Source organism: Falsiroseomonas tokyonensis (assembly GCF_019024325.1).
GTDB lineage: Bacteria > Pseudomonadota > Alphaproteobacteria > Acetobacterales > Acetobacteraceae > Falsiroseomonas > Falsiroseomonas tokyonensis.
Genome location: NZ_JAFNJS010000007.1, coordinates 71438 through 89353 on the forward strand (window position 1 = coordinate 71438; position 17916 = coordinate 89353).

18 protein-coding genes are annotated in these 17916 nt (G+C 71.4%); 6 read left to right on the plus strand and 12 right to left on the minus strand.

Features of this window, described 5'->3' with window-relative positions; all coding sequences use genetic code 11:
• Positions 1–66: 66 nt before the first annotated feature.
• Together J3S20_RS21705 and J3S20_RS30420 are read right to left on the minus strand one after the other, a co-directional pair.
• Complete coding sequence (locus J3S20_RS21705) at positions 67–1137, minus strand: alpha/beta fold hydrolase (RefSeq protein WP_246603148.1); 1071 nt, start codon at positions 1135–1137, stop codon at positions 67–69.
• The gene (locus J3S20_RS30420) at positions 1091–1588 is read right to left on the minus strand and encodes a hypothetical protein (protein WP_246603149.1); all 498 of its coding nucleotides are present in this window, start codon (positions 1586–1588) and stop codon (positions 1091–1093) included. The genes J3S20_RS21705 and J3S20_RS30420 overlap by 47 nt, the downstream gene beginning before the upstream one ends.
• Before the next feature lie 168 nt (positions 1589–1756).
• Here J3S20_RS30420 and phaR point away from each other — a divergent pair, with 168 nt between their 5' ends.
• Together phaR and J3S20_RS21715 are read left to right on the plus strand one after the other, a co-directional pair.
• A complete protein-coding gene (gene phaR / locus J3S20_RS21710; RefSeq protein WP_216838648.1) occupies positions 1757–2413 on the plus strand; it encodes a polyhydroxyalkanoate synthesis repressor PhaR in 657 nt (218 codons plus the stop codon).
• Between the two features lie 164 nt (positions 2414–2577).
• The gene (locus tag J3S20_RS21715) at positions 2578–3021 is read left to right on the plus strand and encodes a helix-turn-helix domain-containing protein (protein WP_456305706.1); all 444 of its coding nucleotides are present in this window, start codon (positions 2578–2580) and stop codon (positions 3019–3021) included.
• A 21-nt stretch (positions 3022–3042) separates the two neighbouring features.
• Here the strand turns inward: J3S20_RS21715 and J3S20_RS21720 are convergent, their stop codons facing one another.
• The 6 genes from J3S20_RS21720 to phnC form a co-directional block, all read right to left on the minus strand.
• The gene (locus J3S20_RS21720) at positions 3043–3981 is read right to left on the minus strand and encodes an alpha/beta hydrolase (protein WP_216838649.1); all 939 of its coding nucleotides are present in this window, start codon (positions 3979–3981) and stop codon (positions 3043–3045) included.
• Positions 3978–6086, minus strand: coding sequence for a TonB-dependent siderophore receptor (locus tag J3S20_RS21725; protein WP_216838650.1), 2109 nt, complete (start codon positions 6084–6086; stop codon positions 3978–3980). The genes J3S20_RS21720 and J3S20_RS21725 overlap by 4 nt, the downstream gene beginning before the upstream one ends.
• Before the next feature lie 163 nt (positions 6087–6249).
• Positions 6250–7107: a phosphonate ABC transporter, permease protein PhnE gene (phnE, locus tag J3S20_RS21730; protein WP_216838651.1), complete on the minus strand. Its 858-nt coding sequence runs from the start codon at positions 7105–7107 to the stop codon at positions 6250–6252.
• Positions 7108–7118: 11 nt separating this feature from the next.
• Positions 7119–8027, minus strand: a complete 909-nt coding sequence (gene phnE / locus J3S20_RS21735) for a phosphonate ABC transporter, permease protein PhnE (protein ID WP_216838652.1) — start codon at positions 8025–8027, stop codon at positions 7119–7121.
• Between the two features lie 10 nt (positions 8028–8037).
• Positions 8038–9015, minus strand: a complete 978-nt coding sequence (gene phnD, locus J3S20_RS21740) for a phosphate/phosphite/phosphonate ABC transporter substrate-binding protein (RefSeq protein ID WP_216838653.1) — start codon at positions 9013–9015, stop codon at positions 8038–8040.
• Between the two features lie 52 nt (positions 9016–9067).
• Positions 9068–9901 (minus strand): phosphonate ABC transporter ATP-binding protein, encoded by an 834-nt coding sequence (gene phnC, locus J3S20_RS21745; RefSeq protein ID WP_216838654.1) that lies wholly within the window; start codon positions 9899–9901, stop codon positions 9068–9070.
• Between the two features lie 152 nt (positions 9902–10053).
• On the opposite strand from phnC, the gene J3S20_RS21750 reads away from it, so the two are divergent.
• Complete coding sequence (locus tag J3S20_RS21750) at positions 10054–10386, plus strand: NIPSNAP family protein (protein WP_216838655.1); 333 nt, start codon at positions 10054–10056, stop codon at positions 10384–10386.
• Positions 10387–10422: 36 nt separating this feature from the next.
• Here the strand turns inward: J3S20_RS21750 and J3S20_RS21755 are convergent, their stop codons facing one another.
• Positions 10423–11166, minus strand: coding sequence for a superoxide dismutase (locus J3S20_RS21755; protein WP_216838656.1), 744 nt, complete (start codon positions 11164–11166; stop codon positions 10423–10425).
• A 279-nt stretch (positions 11167–11445) separates the two neighbouring features.
• On the opposite strand from J3S20_RS21755, the gene J3S20_RS21760 reads away from it, so the two are divergent.
• On the plus strand, positions 11446–13200 hold the full coding sequence (locus tag J3S20_RS21760; protein ID WP_216838657.1) for a DUF6311 domain-containing protein: 1755 nt from the start codon (positions 11446–11448) through the stop codon (positions 13198–13200).
• Between the two features lie 43 nt (positions 13201–13243).
• On the opposite strand, the gene J3S20_RS21765 is transcribed toward J3S20_RS21760, so the two are convergent.
• On the minus strand, positions 13244–14296 hold the full coding sequence (locus J3S20_RS21765) for an extracellular solute-binding protein (protein WP_216838658.1): 1053 nt from the start codon (positions 14294–14296) through the stop codon (positions 13244–13246).
• 180 nt (positions 14297–14476) lie between these two features.
• Between J3S20_RS21765 and J3S20_RS21770 the strand changes: the two genes are divergently transcribed.
• Together J3S20_RS21770 and J3S20_RS21775 are read left to right on the plus strand one after the other, a co-directional pair.
• Entirely contained in the window at positions 14477–14812 is a 336-nt protein-coding gene (locus J3S20_RS21770) for a hypothetical protein (RefSeq protein WP_216838659.1), read from the plus strand.
• A gap of 15 nt (positions 14813–14827) precedes the next feature.
• Entirely contained in the window at positions 14828–15262 is a 435-nt protein-coding gene (locus tag J3S20_RS21775; RefSeq protein WP_216838660.1) for a hypothetical protein, read from the plus strand.
• Positions 15263–15350: 88 nt separating this feature from the next.
• On the opposite strand, the gene J3S20_RS21780 is transcribed toward J3S20_RS21775, so the two are convergent.
• A complete protein-coding gene (locus J3S20_RS21780; RefSeq protein WP_216838661.1) occupies positions 15351–17315 on the minus strand; it encodes a methyl-accepting chemotaxis protein in 1965 nt (654 codons plus the stop codon).
• A 68-nt stretch (positions 17316–17383) separates the two neighbouring features.
• Positions 17384–17914: a GNAT family N-acetyltransferase gene (locus J3S20_RS21785; protein ID WP_216838662.1), complete on the minus strand. Its 531-nt coding sequence runs from the start codon at positions 17912–17914 to the stop codon at positions 17384–17386.
• Between the last annotated feature and the right edge of the window lie 2 nt (positions 17915–17916).

Genomic DNA, 17916 nt, shown 5'->3' on the forward strand with positions numbered 1-17916 from the left:
TGACTGGTTACCGCGGAGTGTGGTGCGGCGCGGCATGCGGGACAAGCGGCGCCCGCCCGGCCGGCGTCACAGGCCGCGCAGCCAGTCCAGCAGCGGCCGCCACAGCGCCGCCTCCGCCCCGCTGCCTGCGGCCATGCCGATATGGCCGGCGGTCGCCCGGTGCAGCAGGGGCGCGCGCAGCCGCGTCGCCAGCGCCTCGGCCGAGGCCGGCGGCACGATGCGGTCGCGCGCCGGCACCGCGACGAAGCTGGGCATGGCGAGTGCCGCCGGGTCCACCACCGCGCCGGCCACCCGCCAGGCCAGGCGATGGGTGGTATTGGCGCCGTACCAGCCGCCCAGCGCCTCTCGCGCCACGGGGGCGGCCAGCGGCACGCCGTCATTCAGCCAGTCCTCCAGCGCCACGAACTGCGCGGCGCGGTCGGAGGCCGGGTCCAGCCGGGCGAAGGCGCGGAATTTCTGCGGGATGCCGAAGGGGTCGAGGCCGGCGAACAGAGTCTGGATGGCATCGACCGGCAGGGTGCCGGTGGCCGCCATCACCGGCTCCAGCCCCGGCAGCAGGGCGGCGGCGGCGCGGGCGCGGGCGGTCTCCGCCGGATCCGCGTGGAAGTCCCAGGGCGTCGCCAGCAGGCCCAGCGCCGAAACGCGGTCCGGCCGGCGCAGCGCCGCGGCGAGCGTCAGCAGGCCGCCCATGCAATAGCCCACCAGCACGGCGGGGCCGGGCAGCGCCATCAGCGCGCGTTCCAGCCGGCCGGCGATATAGTCCGTCAGGCTGAAGTGGCGCTCGGCCTCCCCGGGCCAGCCCCAATCCAGCAGCAGCGGCCGCAGCCCCTGCCCGGCCAGGAAGCGCAAAAGGGACCGGCCGGGCATCAGGTCCAGCACCTCCGCCCGGTTGATCAGGGAGGGCACCAGCAGCACCGGCGGGCCGACCCCGCCGGGAGCATAATCCAGCAGCCGCGTGCCGCCCTCCGCCCAGAGCACGGGCGGGTCGGGCAGGGTTCGGTGATAGGGATGCCGCCGATAGGCCGCGATGCCGGCCAGCAGGGCGCGGTCCGCGCGCAGCAGCCGGCGGATCACCGCGGCCTGGAAAGCCTCAACCGGCTGGTTTGCGGCGGCCAGAGCGGCGCCGATCCTTCGCATTTCCACCTGGCCTTGGGGCGACAGGCGCATCGCCGGGTTCCAGGGCAGCGAGGCGCCGTTCCAGCTCGGCGAGCCGGGCGACGAGGGCGGCATCCCCGCCCCCACCCCCAGGCTGCTCACGATCGCCGCCATCCCGCGGCTCGCCCCCAGGATCAGGTGCAGCGGCAGCGGGCGCGGGCCGCGGCGGCGCAGCGGTGCTGTCATGCGGCGGGGTGTAGCCGGGCCAGGCACCCGGTGGCGCGCTGCGGCCGAAGGGGGGTGCGGCGGCGGCGCGCAGCCAGGCGGCGCCCAGCGCGGCCCATGCGGCGGTCATCGCCGCCCAGCCTTCCGCTGCCTCCCGGTCCGCGGCGAGGCCGGCGATCTCGCTCTGCCACAGCGCGATCCAGTCCTCCGCCAGGCTTTCCAGCTCGGCCGCGGGATCCGGGCCCTTGGGGCCATCCCCCTGCATCATGCATCCCCAAGCCCCCGCCCGGGACCGGCCGCGCCGGCCGCGGCGGGCCAAGGCAGGGCCCGCTGGCGCGGCGCGGTGGAACGATTCTCAAAAACAGATGTTTCGCACTGCAGCGCAGCGCATGATAAGATTGTGGCAGCGGCAGGGCCGCCAGGGGAAGCAATACGCATGGCGCAGGATACGACCCAGGCAGGTGTGGGCCAAGCAGGTGCCGCATCGGGCACCCAGGCGGAGGCCCCGGAAGCACCGGCGCTGCCGCCGGTGGTGGTGAAGAAATACGCCAACCGGCGCCTCTACAACACCGAATCCTCGTCCTACGTCACCCTGGAAGATCTGGCGGTGATGGTGCGCCACGGTCGCCACTTCGTGGTCTATGACGCGAAGTCGGGGGAAGACATCACCCGCGGCGTGCTGACCCAGATCATCGTCGAGGAGGAGGCCAAGGGGCGCAACCTGCTGCCCACCAGCTTCCTGCGGCAGATCATCGGCTTCTACGGCGACAGCATGCAGTCGCTGGTGCCGCGCTACCTCGAGTCCATGATGAGCGCGTTCTCCCGCCAGCACGACCAGATGCGCAAGACGGTCGAGCAGACCATCGGGATGGGCGGCTTCATGCCGTTCACCAACCTGGAGGAGATGGGCAAGCAGAACATGGCGATGATGGAACGGGCGATGAGCCTGTTCTCGCCCTTCCGCCCCACCTCCGAACAGGCCGAGGCTTCTCCGGATGCCGCCCGGCTGGCGGCGCTGCAGGCCGAGATTGAAGCATTGCATCAACAGATCGAACACTACAAGGCCATCGCCGCACGCCCCGAAAAACGGTAGGATAAAGCAACAGAAGCGATTCTGCCGCGGCCTGAGTGACAGTCTGGAAGGGTCTGTTACAGCTTCCAGGTGATACTCACGCCTTTGTCATGCGCGCCACAGGCGAACGCGTGGGCATTGTCCTCGCGATGTTGCGCCGCAGGACGGCGCGGAGAATTGGGACCATGACGACGATCGAGATGACCGAGGACGAGGACGTCGCCGCATTGCCGCCCGGCGACCGGCCAGGACAGCGCGCGAGCGCGGCGGACCGCCATGTCGGCGCCCGGATCCGTGAACGCCGGGTGATGATGGGGCTGTCGCAGCAGCAGCTGGCCAAGCTGATCGGCGTGACCTACCAGCAGGCCCATAAGTACGAGCGCGGCCTGAACCGCATCTCGGCCGGGCGGCTGTTCGAGATCGGCCAGGTGCTCGGCGTGCCGGTCTCCTGGTTCTTCGAGGGGCTGACCAGTGATGCCGCCGGGCCCGAAGCCTCTCCGCGGCAGCGCATGTGCCTGGAACTGGCCCGCAACTTCGCGCTGATCGACAACGAGAAGCATCAGGAAGCGCTCAGCCAGATGGCGCGCGCACTTGCGGCGCAATCGCAGGCGGAACGCGCCGAGGATTGAAGCCTGCGCCCCGCGGGCCGCTCAGCGCGGCCCCAGCGCGAAGCGCAGCGCCAGGTTGATGGCGACGGGCAGCACGGACATGTGCGTCTCGCCGGGCAGTTCGGTGACCTCCACCGCCAGGCCCAGCGGCCGCAGGCGCGCTGCCATCTCCTGCGCATGGGCCAGGTGGCGGCCGGTCTCCAGCGCCGCCTGGCGCCTTGCGGCGTCGGGCCGGCCGATCTGGAAGGGCGCCAGGCGCGTCTCGTATTCGCCCACCGCCATGGCCAGCCGCGGCGTGCCGCGGGCGGCGGCTGGCAGGGCGGCGAAGCGGCGCTCGGTGGCCAGCAGCGCCGCATCCTCCCAGTAGATGCTGGGGCTGATCGCGATCCAGTCGGCGAAGGCCTGCGGCCGGGTGAACAGGGCATGCAGCACGCAGAGCCCGCCGAAGGAATGGCCGAAGAAGGCCTGCCGCGCCGGGTCGATCGGGGCCAGGCTGGCGATGCGCGGCTTCAGCTCCGTCTCGATGAATTCGAGGAAAGGCTCCGCCCCGCCGGTGCGCACCTCCGGCCCGCCGGGACGATGGGGCGGGAAGCTGCGGCCGGGCGGCGGGGAATAGTCCCAGGACCGTCGGACGCTGTCATAGGGCGCCTCCGTCGGATAGCCGATGCCGACCAGCACGGCCTGGGCGATGCCGGTGCCGGTGGGATAGGCCGCCTGCACCCGCAGCGCATCCACCGCGATGCCCATCACCGCATTGGCGTCGAGCAGAACCATCACCGGCCAGCCGGCCTCCGGCGCCGGGCCCTCGGGGCGGTACAGGAAGATCCGCCAGGGCGGGCCGCCGGCGTCCGGCGCCATGTCGAACTGCACGGTGCCGGCCAGGCGCGCCGGCTGCAGCCCCGCTTCCTGTGCCCGCGCGCCGCCGGCGGCCAGTCCCGCGCCCAGCGCGCCCAGCGCGACGCGCCGCCCGAGCCCGCTCAAAACCGATAGCCCAGCCGCGCCAGCACGGTGCGGCCGGCGACGTGGTAGCAATAGCCGGACTGACAGTTATAGGCCTGCCGGTCGGTCAGGTTCGTGCCGTTCAGCGACAGGCGCCATCGGCCCACATCGTAGCGCACCGCGCCGTCCAGCATGACGTAGTCGCTGTTCTCCGAGGTATTGGCGGCGTTCTGGTAGCTCGGCCCGTTGTAGCGCAGGCCGGCGCCGAGGCTGAGGCCGGAGAGCGGGCCTTCCGGCATGCGGTAGTCCGCCCAGATCGTGCCCAGCACCTCCGGCACGCCGATCGGCCGCTTGCCGAGGTCGGCGCCATTGCTCTTGGTGATCTCGACATCCTGCCAGGTGGCGGAGGCCAGGATGCGGAGCTGGCTGTTCACCGCGAACTGCGCCTCCAGCTCCAGCCCGCGGGAGCGCTGCTCGCCGGTCTGGACGGAGAAGTTGCGATCGACCGGATCGGTGGTCGTGCCGTTCTGCACCGTGATCTCGAAGGCCGAGGCGGTGAACAGATGCTCCGTGCCCGGCGGCTGGTAGCGCAGCCCGGCCTCGATCTGCGCCGCCTCCACCGGCACGAAGGCCTGGCCCAGCCGGTCCGTGCCCAGCGTCGGCTGGAAGCTCTCGGCATAGTTCACGTAAGGGGCGATACCGTTCGGGAAGAGATGCACCAGCCCCATGCGACCGGTGAAGGCATTCGGCGTCTGCGTCGTGGTCACCCCGGTCACGCGGTTTTCCGAATCCGTCTCCGTCCAGTCCTGCCGCGCGCCCATGGTCAGCACCCAGCGATCGCCGAGGCGGATCTGGTCCTGCGCATAGACGCCGATCTGGTGCTGCGTCTGGCTGCTGCGCGTGGTGAAGGCCGGGCGCGCGACATTGATGTCATAGACCGGGTTCACCAGGCTCAGCGCCGGCGCCGGGCCGAAGCCGTAGTTGAAGTCCGAGGTCGTGTACTGGTAGTCGACGCCGGCCAGCAGCGTGTGCTGCAGCGGCCCGGTGGCGAAGCGCCACTCCGCCTGGTTGTCGATCCCGACATTCTCCAGGCTTTCCTCGAGGAAATTGGCGGAGCGGGAGACGCTGGTGCCATCCGCGCTGGTGACCCCTCCGCCGAGATAGGCCGAAGTCAGCGTCGCCTGGCTGTAGCGCATGTTCTGCCGCAGCGAGAACGTGTCGTTCACCCGATGCTCCAGCCGATAGCCGATCTGGTACTGGCGCTGGTCGAAGCGGGCGAAGTTCGGGTCGTCGGTGCGGATATTGGTCGGCGTGCCGTCCGGCCGCGTGTAGTAGCCCGCGCTCGCCACGCCGCGGTCATCCAGGATCGAGGTCAGCAGCGTCACGCTGGTATTCTCGGTCGGGCGGAAGGTCAGCGACGGCGCCAGGTAGAAGCGGTCGTCGCGGGCGCGGGGAATTTCGGAGTCGCTGTCCCGCACCACGCCGGTGATGCGGTACTGGAAACGCGGATCGCCGGCGATGGGGCCGGTGCTGTCGAATTCCGTCTGGTAGCGGGAATGACTGCCGACCGAGACCGCCACCTCGCTGGATGGGGTGGCGGAGGGCATGCGGCTGATGCGGTCGATCAGCCCACCCGCCGGCGCCTGGCCATAGAGCACGGAAGACGGGCCGCGCAGGATGACGATGCGGTCGAGGCCGTAGGGTTCCGTGCGGAAGCCAATCAGCCCGGGGCTGAAGGACTGGCGGAGCCCGTCGCGGTAGTCGCCCAGCAGGTTCACCGGGAAGCCGCGGATGAAGATCTGATCGAAGCGCGGATCGAAGCCATAGACGCCGGTGGTGACGCCGGCATTGTAGCGCACCGCCTCCGGCAGGGTCTGCGCGCCCAGCGCCTCGATCAGCGCGCGACTGACCACGGAGACGGATTGCGGGCTTTCGAGGATCGGCGTGTCGGTCTTGGTGGCGGAGGCGGAAGCGGTTGCGCCGAGCGGCGCGGTGGCGGGGGCGGAGACGCCGATGCGCGGCAGGGTGGCGATGGGCGCGGCGGTCCCGGCAGCGGCCGCCTCGGGCTCCGGCGCCTGGGCCATGGCCGGCGTGGCGGCGATCAGCAGGGCCAGGGCCAGCGCGGGATGGAGATGGCGGTCGGGCATGCGGGTCCTCGGCTTGGATTCGCCGGGACCATATTGAGAATGACTCTCATTATCAATTTAGCGCGGAAGCTCTTCCCCTGGCGCAACGACCGGCTCAGCGCCTCACCCGGAAGGTCGGCGGTTGACGCACCGGACCGACCCGCCGATCTCTTGGGTCCGGCTCTCAGCGCAGCGCCTGCGCCTCCCTCCCCCCGATCAGCCTGCGGCGGATGCGGGCCGAGATCTGGTCGATGAGGGCGACGGTGATCAGCATCAGGATGATGATGAAGGCCACCTCGTCCCAGGCGCGGATCCTGATGCGCTCCGCGATCGCCAAGCCGATGCCGCCGGCGCCGACGATGCCGAGCACGCTGGCGGAACGCGTGTTGCTTTCCAGGAAGTACAGCGCCTGGGCGATCATGATCGGCAGCACCTGCGGCAGCAGGCCGAAGCGCGTGCGCAGCAGCTTGCTGCCGCCGACGGCATCGATGCCTTCCGCCTGCCGGCGCTCCGCATTCTCGATCGCCTCGGCATAGAGCTTTGCCAGCACGGCGATATCGGCGGTGGCGATCGCCAGCACACCGGCCAGCGGCCCGAGGCCCACCGCGCGCACATAGGCCAGCGCCCAGATCAGCTGGTCCACGCCCCGGAACCCGTCGAAGACCCGGCGGATGGAGAAATGCGCCAGCGTATTCACCACGACATTGCCGGCGCCCAGGAACCCCAGCGGCACGGCGATCAGGGCGGCGATGAAGGTGCCGAGGAAGGCCATGGCCACGCTCTCGGCGATGCCCTTCAGGATATCGAGCCACAGCGCGCCGGGCGAAGGCGGGATCATCAGCACGATGATGGTGCCGAGGCCTGAAAGCCCGTTCCACAGCCGCTGCGGGGTGAACTGGAACCACCAGAGCAGGAAGACGAACCAGCCGAGCGCCGCCGCGCCGATTCCCCAGCGCAGCGCCCGCGTCGCCGGGCTGACGCCGAATGCGGCCGGCATGCGCGCCTGCCACTGCTTGATCTGCCCCGGGGTGGGTTGCGCCATCGCCATGCCCGTCAGCCCCTGACCGCGCCGGCCGACAACTGCCGGCGCAGCCGCTCGGACACCATGTCGATCGCCGCCACGCTGAGGATGATCAGCACGATGATGGCGCTGATCTCCTCGTAATAGTTGAAGGAGATCACGTGATAGAGCTCCTCGCCGATGCCGCCGGCGCCGACGAAGCCGAGCACGCTGGCGCCGCGCACATTGATCTCGAAGCGCAGCAGCGCATAGCTCAGGAAATTGGGCGCCACCTGCGGCAGCACGCCGAAGCGCACGCGGTGGAACCAGTTGCCGCCGGCGGCACGCACGCCCTCCATGGCGGAGGTCTCGGCATTCTCCACCACCTCGGCGAAGAGTTTCCCGTTGGCGCCGGCGGTGTGCAGGATGATGGCCAGGATGCCGGCCAGCGGCCCGATGCCGAAGGCCCAGACGAAGATCAGCGCGAAGACGATCTCCGGCACGGTGCGCAGGAACTCCAGCAGCCGCCGCGTCAGATGGAAGGACCAGCTTGTGGGCGCCAGGTTGCGCGCGGCGGCGAAGCTCAGCGCGAAGGCGATCAGCGTGCCGAGGAAGGTGCCGAGCAGCGCCATCTGGCTGGTCTCGAAGATCAGCCAGGCCCATTTGTCGAGGCGGTAGAACCAGCCGGCGAGGCTGCCCTCCGTCTCCCAATCGGCGAACAGCACCTCCCACCGCAGGGTCGGCAGAATGCGCCAGAAATACTCGCCGATGCGCGGCAGGCCGGCGGCCAGCGCCTGCGGCGTCATCTCCGACATCCAGGCCGCCACCAGCAGGCAGGCCAGCAGCAGCGCGCCATAGACCAGCGTCGCCTGCCGACGCTGCCGCCGCGCTGCCTGGAAGGCGGCCTCCCCCCGCGAAATGGCGGCCTGGGCGGAGGCGGTCAGCGGCAGCGCGGCATCCATGGGCTAGGGCTTAGGAGCGGCGGCGGCGTTCGGCCGCTTCCTCGCGGCGCAGGCGCACGATCGGCTCGAACATCTCATGCGTCACCGGCGCATAGCCCTGCCCACCGCCACGCTCGACCTGCGCGTAGATCTGCGGATGGGCGGTGGCGAGCGCCAGGTGAAAATCGGTGAGATCCTTCTTGAAGGCGGCCGGCAGATCGGAGCGCACCGTCATCGGCCCGTTCAGGATCGGCGCCGAGGTCCAGATGATGCGCAGATCGGCCATGTTCAGCATGCCCTTCTCCACCATGGCACGCAGATTGCCGCGGGTGAAACCCTGGGAGACTTCGCCCTGGCCCGAGGCCCAGGTGACGGCGGCATCATACTGGCGCTGCAGCACCGCCACCACCGCCTGTTCATGCCCGCCGCCGAAGCCGGTGCGGGAGAAGTACTGGCCGCTTTCCGTGCCGATGCCGGCGGCGCGCAGCTCGGAGCGCGGCACCAGGTAGCCGGAGGTGGAATTGGCATCGGCCCAGGCGAGCGACTTGCCGCGCAGCTGCTCCAGGCTGGTGATGCCGCTATCGGCGCGCACCACCATGACAGAGACGTAGGAGATGCCGCCATCGGCCTCCCGCGCCACGAAGAGCGGCTCGACGCCGCCATTGGTGTCGAGCCAGGCGCCGGCATAGGCGGAGGCGCCCATGGCCGCGCCCTCGATCTGCCTGGCGCTGAAGGCCTGCATGACGCCGGCATAGTCGGCGGCCGGGAACAGCCGCACGGGGATGCCGAAGGTGGTTTCCATCAAGGCGCGATAGGCCTCGTAGCGGCCGAGCCGGTCCTGCTCGTTCTCGCCACCCAGCAGGCCGAGGCGAAGCTGCGGCACCTGCTGCGCCCAGGCGCGGCGGCCGGGGGCGGGCATGGCCGGGGCGGCGGCGGGGGCGGCGGTCTGGGCAGTGGCGGCGAAGGGCGCCAGCGCGGCGCCGGCCACCAGAAGACGACGGGTGATCATGCGGGTTCTCTCCAGGGGGAGTTTTGCGATTCCGCCGACCACGCCGCCGCGTTCAGGCGAGGGCGAGGCCGGGCGTGGTGGTCGGGGCCGGGCGTGCGGCGGAGTTCACCGCCTCCTGCGCCTGGACCTCGAATTCGTCCTCGGTGACGCCGTAGATCTCCTGCACCCGGGCGGAGGTCAGCTCGGCGGGCGTGCCGTCGAACATCACCCGGCCGGCCTGCATGGCGACGATGCGGTCGCAATACTGCCGGGCGGTGTTCAGGTGATGCAGGTTGGTCAGCACCGTGATGCCGTCCTCCCGGTTCACCTGGCGCAGCGCGTCCATCACGGTCTTGGCGTTGCGGGGATCCAGGCTGGCGATCGGCTCATCCGCCAGCATCAGGCGGGGTTCCTGCAGCAGGGCGCGGCAGATGGCGACGCGCTGCTGCTGGCCGCCGGAGAGGGTATCCGCGCGCTGCAGCGCGACCTCCGCCAGGTCGAAGCGATCCAGCGCCGCCAGCGCCATGGCGCGTTCGCGGGCGGTGAACATCTTCAGCAGGCTGGTGACGGTGCCCATCACGCCGGGGCGGTGGTTCAGCCTTCCGACCAGGACATTGGTCAGCACGTCCAGCCGCTGCACCAGGTTGAACTGCTGGAAGATCATGGCGCAGTCGGTGCGCCAGCGGCGCAGTTCCGCCCCGCGCAGCGCGGTGATCTCCCGCCCGCCATAAATCACCTGCCCGGCCGAGGGTTCGGTCAGGCGGTTGATCATGCGCAGCAGGGTGGACTTGCCGGCGCCGGAGCGGCCGATCACGCCGACCATCTGGCCGTCCGGGATCGCCAGCGTCACCTCGTTCACGGCCGTTACGGCGCCGAAGCGCCGCGTCAGGCCCCGCAATTCCAGCATGGGGTGCCCCTTCTCAAAGCGGGCTATACAAGCACCCCATGACGTCCCCATGACAGCGGCATGATGAAGCGGTTGCAGGGAATTGCAGCCGCGCCGGGCTGGGCGGCGCCACGGCCGCGCGCCATGCTGGCGCCGGAACGGGAGGGACCGGGATGATCGTCGACCTGCGCATCTACACCACGCTGCCGAACAAGCTTCCGGAATTCGTCGCGCTCTATGAGGCCAAGGCCTGGCCGCTGCAGCTGAAATACCTGGAGAATTGCCTGGGCTGGTACACCACGGTGGAAGGCGCGCTGAACACCGTGGTGCATATGTGGGGCTATGCCGACCAGGGCGACCGGGAGCGTCGCCGCACCGCCATGGCGGCCGACCCGGCCTGGGGCGAATACCTGGCCGAGGCCGGCGCGCGCGGCCTGCTGGTGAAGATGGAAAACCGCATCATCAAGCCGACCGGCTTCTTCAGCGCTTTCCAGACGAAAAAGTAGCAGGCTGGGCGGGGCACGCGGCCCCGCCCCTTCGCATCACACCGTCAGCGTGCCCGCCTTGGCCGCCGCATACCGTGCCGCAATCTTCTGCCAGTCGAGCACGTTCCACCAGTTGCCGGTGTATTCGGCGCGGCGGTTCTGGTAGCGCAGGTAATAGGCGTGCTCCCAGACGTCATTGCCCATCAGCACGCGCTGGCCGTCCATCAGCGGCGTGTCCTGGCCGCCCTTGGTGACCAGGGCCAGCCGCCCCTCGCGGTTCACCGTGACAAAAGCCCAGCCGCTGCCGAAGACGCCGTTCGCCGCGGCATTGAAGCGGCTGCGGAAGGTGGCGAAGTCGGTGAAGTCGCGGGTGATGGCCTCGGCCAGCTCGCCCTGCGGCTCCCCGCCCGCCCCGCCCATGATCTCCCAGAACATGGTGTGGTTGGCATGGCCACCGCCATTGTTGCGCACGGCGGTTCGCACCGCCTCCGGCACCTCGTTCAGCTTCATCAGCAGCTCGTCCAGCGGCCGGGTCGCCAGCTGGCCATGCTCGCGCAGCGCATTGTTCAGCCCGGCCACCTGGCCACCATGGTGGAAGCGGTAGTGCAGCTCCATGGTCCGCGCATCGATCGCCGCCTCATTGGCGCCGAAAGCATAGGGCAGGGCCGCCTGGGTGAAGGGGCCCGTCGGCGCCGGCGCCTGGGCCAGGGCGGCCCGCGGCAGCGCCCAGGCAGGCAGGACCAGGGCGGCGGAAAGCGGGGCGAGGCCCTGGAGCAGGCTCCGGCGACGCAGATGGGTCATGGCTGGCTTCCTTGGATGCGGGATGGGGGTTCGGGATGGCGGTCGGGCCGCCGCGCAGTCCCGGCCCTTCCGCCAGCTGGGTTGCTGTCCGCCGCCCGCCAAGGGGCCGGCGGCCGCCAAGGCCCGGCCGGCTTGCCGGGGGCGCCGCGCAACCCTAGGCTTCACGTGAAGGTGAGCCGGACGGCTAGGTGCAGCCCGGGCGCGCCCAAGCAGAGCGGGTCGTCTCGCCGCCATCGCGGGGGGCTCGCGAGGACAGGGAAACGCCATGGCCCGCAGCCGATGCACGGCATAGCGCCGGGCGACCTCGCACCCCCCGCCGCCCAGCCAGTGGGGGCCCGCGCCGAGACCGCGGGCCCGCCCGCCGTGGCGGCACGGCCGGGCAGCGCCGCGCTGGGCCGCGCCATGGCGCTGGCGGCGATCTTCGGCGGCGCGCTGGCCGCCATCGCCACGCTGGGCCCGCGCATCCTGGACATCCACGACCTGGGCTGGCTGCTGCATGGCACGCTGGGGCCGGATCCGGTCGCCTATCTCTCCGCCTGGATGTACTTCGCCCCCTCGCCCTGGTCCTGGCCGCCCGGCCTGAACCCGGACTACGGCTTGGAACTGTCCAGCGCGATCTTCTACGTCGATGCGGTGCCGCTGATGGCCTTCCTGGCCAAGGCGCTGCGGCCGCTGCTGGAGATCCCGCAATACTGGGGCCCCTGGATGGTGCTCTCGGCCGGGCTGCAGGCCTTCTTCGCCTGGCGGCTGCTGGGGTTGGCAGTGCCGGACCCGGTGGCGCGGGCGCTCGGCGCGCTGATCTTCGCCTGGCAGCCGCTGCTGCTGAACCGGATGGGCGGGCATTTCGCGCTCTGCTCGCAATGGGCGCTGCTCTGGGCGCTGTGGCTCTGCCTGCGGCCGGATCCGGGGCTCCATTTGGGGCGCCAGGCGCGGCACTGGGCCGGCTGCCTTGGCCTGGTCGCCATGCTCAACCCCTATGTCATGGCGATGTGCGGCGGGCTCTGGGTGGCGGATCTGCTGGGCCGCGCGCTGCGCGGTGCCGCGCCCCGGCCGCGGCTTTCCCCGCTGGTCCTCCAGCCGGCGCTGGTGCTGCCGGCGATGGCGGGCGCGCTCTGGCTTGCCGGCTATTTCACCCTGGCGGGGGATGTGCTGCCGATGGGGGTGCATTACGGCGCCTCCCAATTCGACCTGACCGCACCCTTCGATGCGGTGGAATGGGGCCGGCTGCTGCCCGCCTTGCCTGGGCTCCGGCACTGGGAGGCCGGGGGCTCCTATCTTGGCGCCGGTGCCATCCTGCTGCTGGCCCTGGCCCTGGCGCTGGCGCCGCGCGGCACGCTGCGCCCGGCGCTGCGGCGGCATGCGGTGCTGGTGCTGGCGCTGGCCGGAATGCTGGCCTTCGCCATGTCCAACCACGTGGCGATCGGCGGGCATATCGTGCTGGTCTACGACCTGCCGGCGCCGCTGCTGCGGCTGGCGGATATGCTGCGGGCCTCGGAACGCTTCTTCTGGCCGCTGGCCTATGCGTCCCTGTTTGCTGCCATCGCCGGCCTGGCGCTGCGCCTGGCGGTGGTGCCGCTGCGCTGGGTGCTGGCCGGGCTGCTGCTGATCCAGGTGGTGGATATCCAGGCCGGCATGGGCCGCTTCCGCGCCCTGGTCGCCGCCGCGCCGCCGGTGGCGGCGGAGCGCCTGGCCGATCCCTTCTGGGCCGAGGCCGGCCGCCGCTACCACCGCATCCGCGCCGTGCCGGCCGAGAATTTCGGTGCGCATTGGGAGCCGGTCGCCCGCTTCGCCGCGCCCCGCGGCCTGCCCACCGATGCCGCCTACCATTCCCGCGTGGATCCCGAGGCGGTGGCCGCGCTGCGCGCCCGCACGCGGCGCGACCTGGCACGCGGCTGGTGGGAGGGGGGCACGCTGTATGTGCTGCGCGATGCGCCGACCCAGGCGCTGGTGGCCGCCCGCATCGATCCGACGCGCGACCTGCTGGAGCAGCATGACGGGCTCTGGGTCTTCGCGCCGAACTGGTATGCGCGCTGACCTGGCTGGCCTTCCGCTTCAGTCGCGCAGCCAGGTCGCGGCTTCAGCCGCGCAACCAGTCCTCGAAGCGGCGGTTCAGCGGGTCCAGGTGGCGTAGCCAGAAGGCCTCGTCCAGGCGCAGCGCCTTCTCGGCATGGGCGGGGGCGGTGGGCAGCTGGGCCAGCAGCGGGACCGGCAGTTCCGCCATCGCGCCCTTCGCGGTGACGCCATAGGGGATGCGCCGCGGCAGCGCGGCCTGGACCGAGGGCTGGCCGGCGAAGCGCAGGAAATCCAGCGCGCGCTGGCGGTTCGGGCTGCCGCGCAGGATCACCCAGCTATCCATCGCCGCCAGGTTCTGCGCCCAGGCGATGCCGAAATCCCGCCCATCCGTGGCATTGGCCGCGGCAATGCGGCCGTTATGGGCGCAGGTCAGCACCACCTCCCCGCTCGCCAGCCACTGCACCGGCTGGGAGCCACGGTCCCACCAGGCGAGCTGGGCGCGAATGCTGTCCAGCTTCCGGAAGGCGCGATCCTGCCCCGCCCGGGTGGCGAGCAGCGCATAGATCTCGGCCGGCGCCACGCCATCGCCCAGCAGCGCGATCTCGAGCGTTGTCCGGGGCCGGCGGCGCAGCGCCCGGCGGCCCGGGAAGCGTTCCGTGTCGAAGAAATCCGCCCAGCCTGCCGGCGTGCCGCGCAGCGTCGCGCGGTCCCAGGCCAGCACCACGGAATAGATGATGGCGCCGACGCCGCAATCCTGCACCGCCGCCGGCTGATAGGCGTCGCGTCCGCCAATGGCGTCCCAGTCCATCGGCTCGAACAGCTCCTCCCGGCAGCCGATCAGCAGCTGGTGGCCTTCCACCTGCACCAGGTCCCAGTTGTTGGTGCCGGCGCGGATGCGCTCCCGCAGCACGTCCATGCCGCCGTACCAGGTCTCCTCCAGCAGCCGCGCCTCGCGCGCCGTCATCCAGGGGCGGAAGAAGATGTCCCGCTGCGCATCCTGGTAGGCGCCGCCCCAGGACACCACCGTCAGGTCGCGCGGACCCTGTGCCCGAGCCGGAAGCGCGGCCGAGAGCGGCAGCGCGGCCAATCCTCGCAGCCAATGCCTGCGCCCGCGCATCGCTTGCTCCTCCGCCCGCTTCGCGGCAGGTTAGACCTTGGGCTGGTCGCTCGGAAGGCGCCATGTGGCCCGGTCGAGATACCTCTGCCACATGGCCGCAAAGTCACGCCGCGGTGGTTGGAACTGGACCGGGTTGCGAAGCGTTTCCCCGGGCACCACGATCCCGAAAGGAATGCGATCATGTCTCAGCTGGGCAATGACATCCGAAACGTCCGCGACGAGGCCTCCGCCGCCGGCGGCCGCCTGGCCGACGATGCGCGCGCGGAGCTCGCGCGCCTGCGCAGCCAGGTCGAGCGGCTGATGGAGGAGCGCGTGACCCCGGCCCTCGGCCAGGCCGCCGAGACGGTGGAGGATTATTCCCGCCGCGCCCGCCACAGCATCGAGGACAATGCCAATGCGGTGGCCGAGACGGTGCGCCAGCAGCCGCTGCTCTATGTCGCGGCCGCGGCTTTCGGCGGCTATATCGTCGGCCGCCTGATGGGCACCCGCACCTACGTCTATCCGGACCGCAAGTAAGCGGCGGCCGGCAGCATGCGCCTGCTGAGCCTGGCTCGCGCCGCCTGGCAGGCGGAAGGGCTCTATCTGCGCCGCAGCGGCCGGGGCTACGCCATCCAGGCGGGCTTTGGCGCGGCGGCGGCGATCTTCGGGATCCTCATGCTGGTGATGCTGCACATCGCCGGCTTCGCCGCCCTGCTGCCGGGCATGGGTCCGGTCTGGGCGGCGCTGGTCGTGGCCTTCGCCGACCTGGTGCTGCTGGCCATCTTCGGCATGCTGGCCCGCAAGCCGCCGCGTGACCCGGTGGCGGAGGAAGCCCTGGCGCTGCGCCAGGCGGCGCTGCGGCAGATGGGCGACACGGCGACGCAGGCGCTGATCCTGGCCCCGCTGCTGCGGAGCCAGACGCTGAAGAAGGGCGCCATCGGCGCGGCGATCACCGCGGCGTTGGTGGGCTTTTTCAACCGGCGCTGACGCAGGAAGCGGGCGAGCGAAAGCCCGCCCGCAACCGCGCCTTTAGGCCGCGCGCAGCTGCGCGATCAGGCCGCGCGCAGCTGCGCGATCAGGCCGCGCGCAGCTGCGCGACGAACTTCTCCATCTCCCGCCGCAGCCCGGCCGATTGCGCGGCGACATGATCCGAGGCCTCGCGCACCTCCTCGGCGGCAGCCCCCGCCCCCTCCGCGCGCTGCTCCACCGCGCTGATGGCGCCGGAGACCGCTTCCGTGCTCTCCGCCGCCTGCGCCACATTGCGGGCGATCTCGGCGGTGGCCGAGCCCTGCTGCTCCACCGCCGCGGCGATGGAGGCCGCGATCTCGTCGAGCTGCGCGATGGTCTGGCCAATGCGCGCCACGGCTTCCGCATTGCCCGCCGCCGCCTGGCGCATTTCCTCGATCTTCTGGCTGATCTCCTGGGTCGCCGTCGCGGTCTGCGCGGCCAGCTGCTTCACCTCGCTCGCCACCACGGCGAAGCCCTTGCCGGCCTCCCCGGCGCGCGCCGCCTCGATGGTGGCATTCAGCGCAAGCAGGTTGGTCTGGCCGGCGATATCAGTGATCAGCCGCACCACGTCGCCGATGCGCGACGCCGCCTCGTTCAGCGCCTCCACCTGGCGGGCCGTGCCCGTCGCCTCCTCCCGCGCCCGGCGCGTCACCATCGTGGTCTGGCCCATCTGCCGGGCGATCTCGGCGATCGAGCTGCTGAGCTGTTCGGTTGCGGCCGCGGCCGAGGCGGCGTTGCGGCTGGCGCTGCCGCCCGCGTTCTGCGCCACGCCGCTTTCGCGCCGGGTCTCCGTCACCGCCTCCGCCATGCTGTCGGCCGCGCCGGTCAGGCCGCCGGCCGTCATGGCGAGCGCGCCGGCGATGCCGCCGAGGCTGGCCTCGAAGCCCTGCACCAGCTTGTCGCGCATCTGCTGGCGCTCGGCCCGCGCCGCCTCCCGCGCCTCCGCCTGCTCGGCCTCCAGCTGGCGCTGGCGCCGGCTGTTGCTGCGCAGCACTTCCAGCGCCCGGGCCATGACGCCGATCTCGTCGCCGCGCGCGGTGCCCGGCACCGGCTGCTCCGCCTCGCCGCCGGCCAGCGCCTCGGTGCGCGCGATCAGGTCGCGGATCGGCCGGGCGATGCCGCGGGCCAGCAGCAGGCTGGCGACCGCGGAGGCCAGCAGCGCCAGGCCGATGGCGCCCAGCAGCATCCACTGGTCCGCCTGGGCACGGGCCACCTGCGCCGTCTGGTCCAGCAGCAGCTCCGCCGTCGCCACCGGCTGGCCGGCGAAATCGACCAGCGGCACGGCCATCACCATCGTGCTGCGCGGGCCGTCGCGCAGCATCTCGGGCGGCGTCGCGCGCGTCAGCCCGGCCCGCAGCATCGCCATCGAGCCCAGCCCTTCCGGCCGGGTGCCGGAAATGCGCACCAGGCGGTCGCCCTGCATGGCGTGGATCACGATCTGTGCGTTCACCGTCTCCGCGATCCGGGCCAGCAGGTCCGGGCCGATATTGGCCTGCACGGACACGGCGCCCAGAGTCTGCCCATCCCGCAGCACCGGCACGATGGCGGCGGCCGTCAGGCCCGTGGCCCCGGTGGCAAGGCCCGCCGCCGCGCGGCCTTCCTGCGTCACCTTCACGATATCCGGGCGCCGCGCCGCAATATTCTCAGGCTGCGGCGTATGGGACAGAGACCGGTAGTGCAGCAGGGCCGGCGGGGTCATGACGGCGATATTGGTCAGCAGCCGTTCCGCAGTCAGCGCCGCATGGATCGGGGCGAGGACCGTGGCCATGCCGGCCTGGTCGGACCGCGCCACCGCCTCCACCAGCCGCGGATCGGCCGTGATGCTGCGGCCCAGCGTCTCCAGCCGCGTCAGCTCCATCTCGAAGATTTCCTGCGTGGTGCGGCCGATGCGCTGGGCGGACAGCTCCGTCACCCCCGCCTGGGTCGTGCGCTGCTGAATCAGGCTGATGGTCAGGACCAGTGCGGCCACGGCGCCGGCGACGGCCATGAAGGCAAGGACAAGGCGGGCCTGGATGGAGCGCAACCGATGCATGGGGCGGGATCTTCTCGCGGTTTGCCGGAGTATCCCCCGGCCGAGGTTCCCAGCCCCTTAACCGCGCCTCACCCCGCCGTCGGCGGCAGCGCCTCATAGACCAGCATCCGCCGGCCGCGATGCTGGAAGGCGTCGCATTCCACCATGCCGAGGTCGGTCGCCACGTCGCGGGACGCCTGGTTGCCCTCCCAGGCCACCGCGATGATGCGCGCCAGCCCGCGCCGGAAGCCGAAGGCCAGGGCCGCCCGCGCCGCTTCCCGCGCAAAACCCTTGCCGCGGCAGGCGGGCCAGAGCGCGTAGCGCAGCGCCACGCCCCGGCCATCCGGCCGCTCCATCAGCCCCGTGATGCCCAAAAACTCCCCGGTCTCGCGCAGGAACACCGCCCAGGTGCCGTAGCCACGGACCAACCAGAATTCCATGTCGTCCTCCAGCTCCTCCCGCGCCCTTTCGGGCGTGCGGGTGCCGTGGAGCATGAGGCCGAAGGCGGCCTCGTCGCCCTTGAGCGCGATGAGGTCCGGCAGGTTTTCCGGCACGACGGGGCGCAGCGAAAGGCGTGGCGTGGTGATGCCATTGCCTTCCGCCAGGCGGGGTTGAACCAACC

Excerpts from the sequence above, each read along its gene's own strand:
- phnE (WP_216838652.1), bottom strand. The coding sequence starts at position 8,027 with ATGGATGCCGCGCTGCCGCTGACCGCCTCCGCCCAGGCCGCCATTTCG.
- J3S20_RS30420 (WP_246603149.1), bottom strand. The coding sequence starts at position 1,588 with ATGATGCAGGGGGATGGCCCCAAGGGCCCGGATCCCGCGGCCGAGCTG.
- J3S20_RS21755 (WP_216838656.1), bottom strand. The coding sequence starts at position 11,166 with ATGACCCATCTGCGTCGCCGGAGCCTGCTCCAGGGCCTCGCCCCGCTT.
- J3S20_RS21750 (WP_216838655.1), top strand. The coding sequence starts at position 10,054 with ATGATCGTCGACCTGCGCATCTACACCACGCTGCCGAACAAGCTTCCG.
- phnD (WP_216838653.1), bottom strand. The coding sequence starts at position 9,015 with ATGATCACCCGTCGTCTTCTGGTGGCCGGCGCCGCGCTGGCGCCCTTC.
- J3S20_RS21715 (WP_456305706.1), top strand. The coding sequence starts at position 2,578 with ATGACGACGATCGAGATGACCGAGGACGAGGACGTCGCCGCATTGCCG.
- J3S20_RS21770 (WP_216838659.1), top strand. The coding sequence starts at position 14,477 with ATGTCTCAGCTGGGCAATGACATCCGAAACGTCCGCGACGAGGCCTCC.
- J3S20_RS21760 (WP_216838657.1), top strand. The coding sequence starts at position 11,446 with ATGCACGGCATAGCGCCGGGCGACCTCGCACCCCCCGCCGCCCAGCCA.
- J3S20_RS21705 (WP_246603148.1), bottom strand. The coding sequence starts at position 1,137 with ATGCGAAGGATCGGCGCCGCTCTGGCCGCCGCAAACCAGCCGGTTGAG.
- J3S20_RS21765 (WP_216838658.1), bottom strand. The coding sequence starts at position 14,296 with ATGCGCGGGCGCAGGCATTGGCTGCGAGGATTGGCCGCGCTGCCGCTC.
- phnE (WP_216838651.1), bottom strand. The coding sequence starts at position 7,107 with ATGGCGCAACCCACCCCGGGGCAGATCAAGCAGTGGCAGGCGCGCATG.
- phnC (WP_216838654.1), bottom strand. The coding sequence starts at position 9,901 with ATGCTGGAATTGCGGGGCCTGACGCGGCGCTTCGGCGCCGTAACGGCC.
- J3S20_RS21725 (WP_216838650.1), bottom strand. The coding sequence starts at position 6,086 with ATGCCCGACCGCCATCTCCATCCCGCGCTGGCCCTGGCCCTGCTGATC.
- J3S20_RS21780 (WP_216838661.1), bottom strand. The coding sequence starts at position 17,315 with ATGCATCGGTTGCGCTCCATCCAGGCCCGCCTTGTCCTTGCCTTCATG.
- phaR (WP_216838648.1), top strand. The coding sequence starts at position 1,757 with ATGGCGCAGGATACGACCCAGGCAGGTGTGGGCCAAGCAGGTGCCGCA.
- J3S20_RS21775 (WP_216838660.1), top strand. The coding sequence starts at position 14,828 with ATGCGCCTGCTGAGCCTGGCTCGCGCCGCCTGGCAGGCGGAAGGGCTC.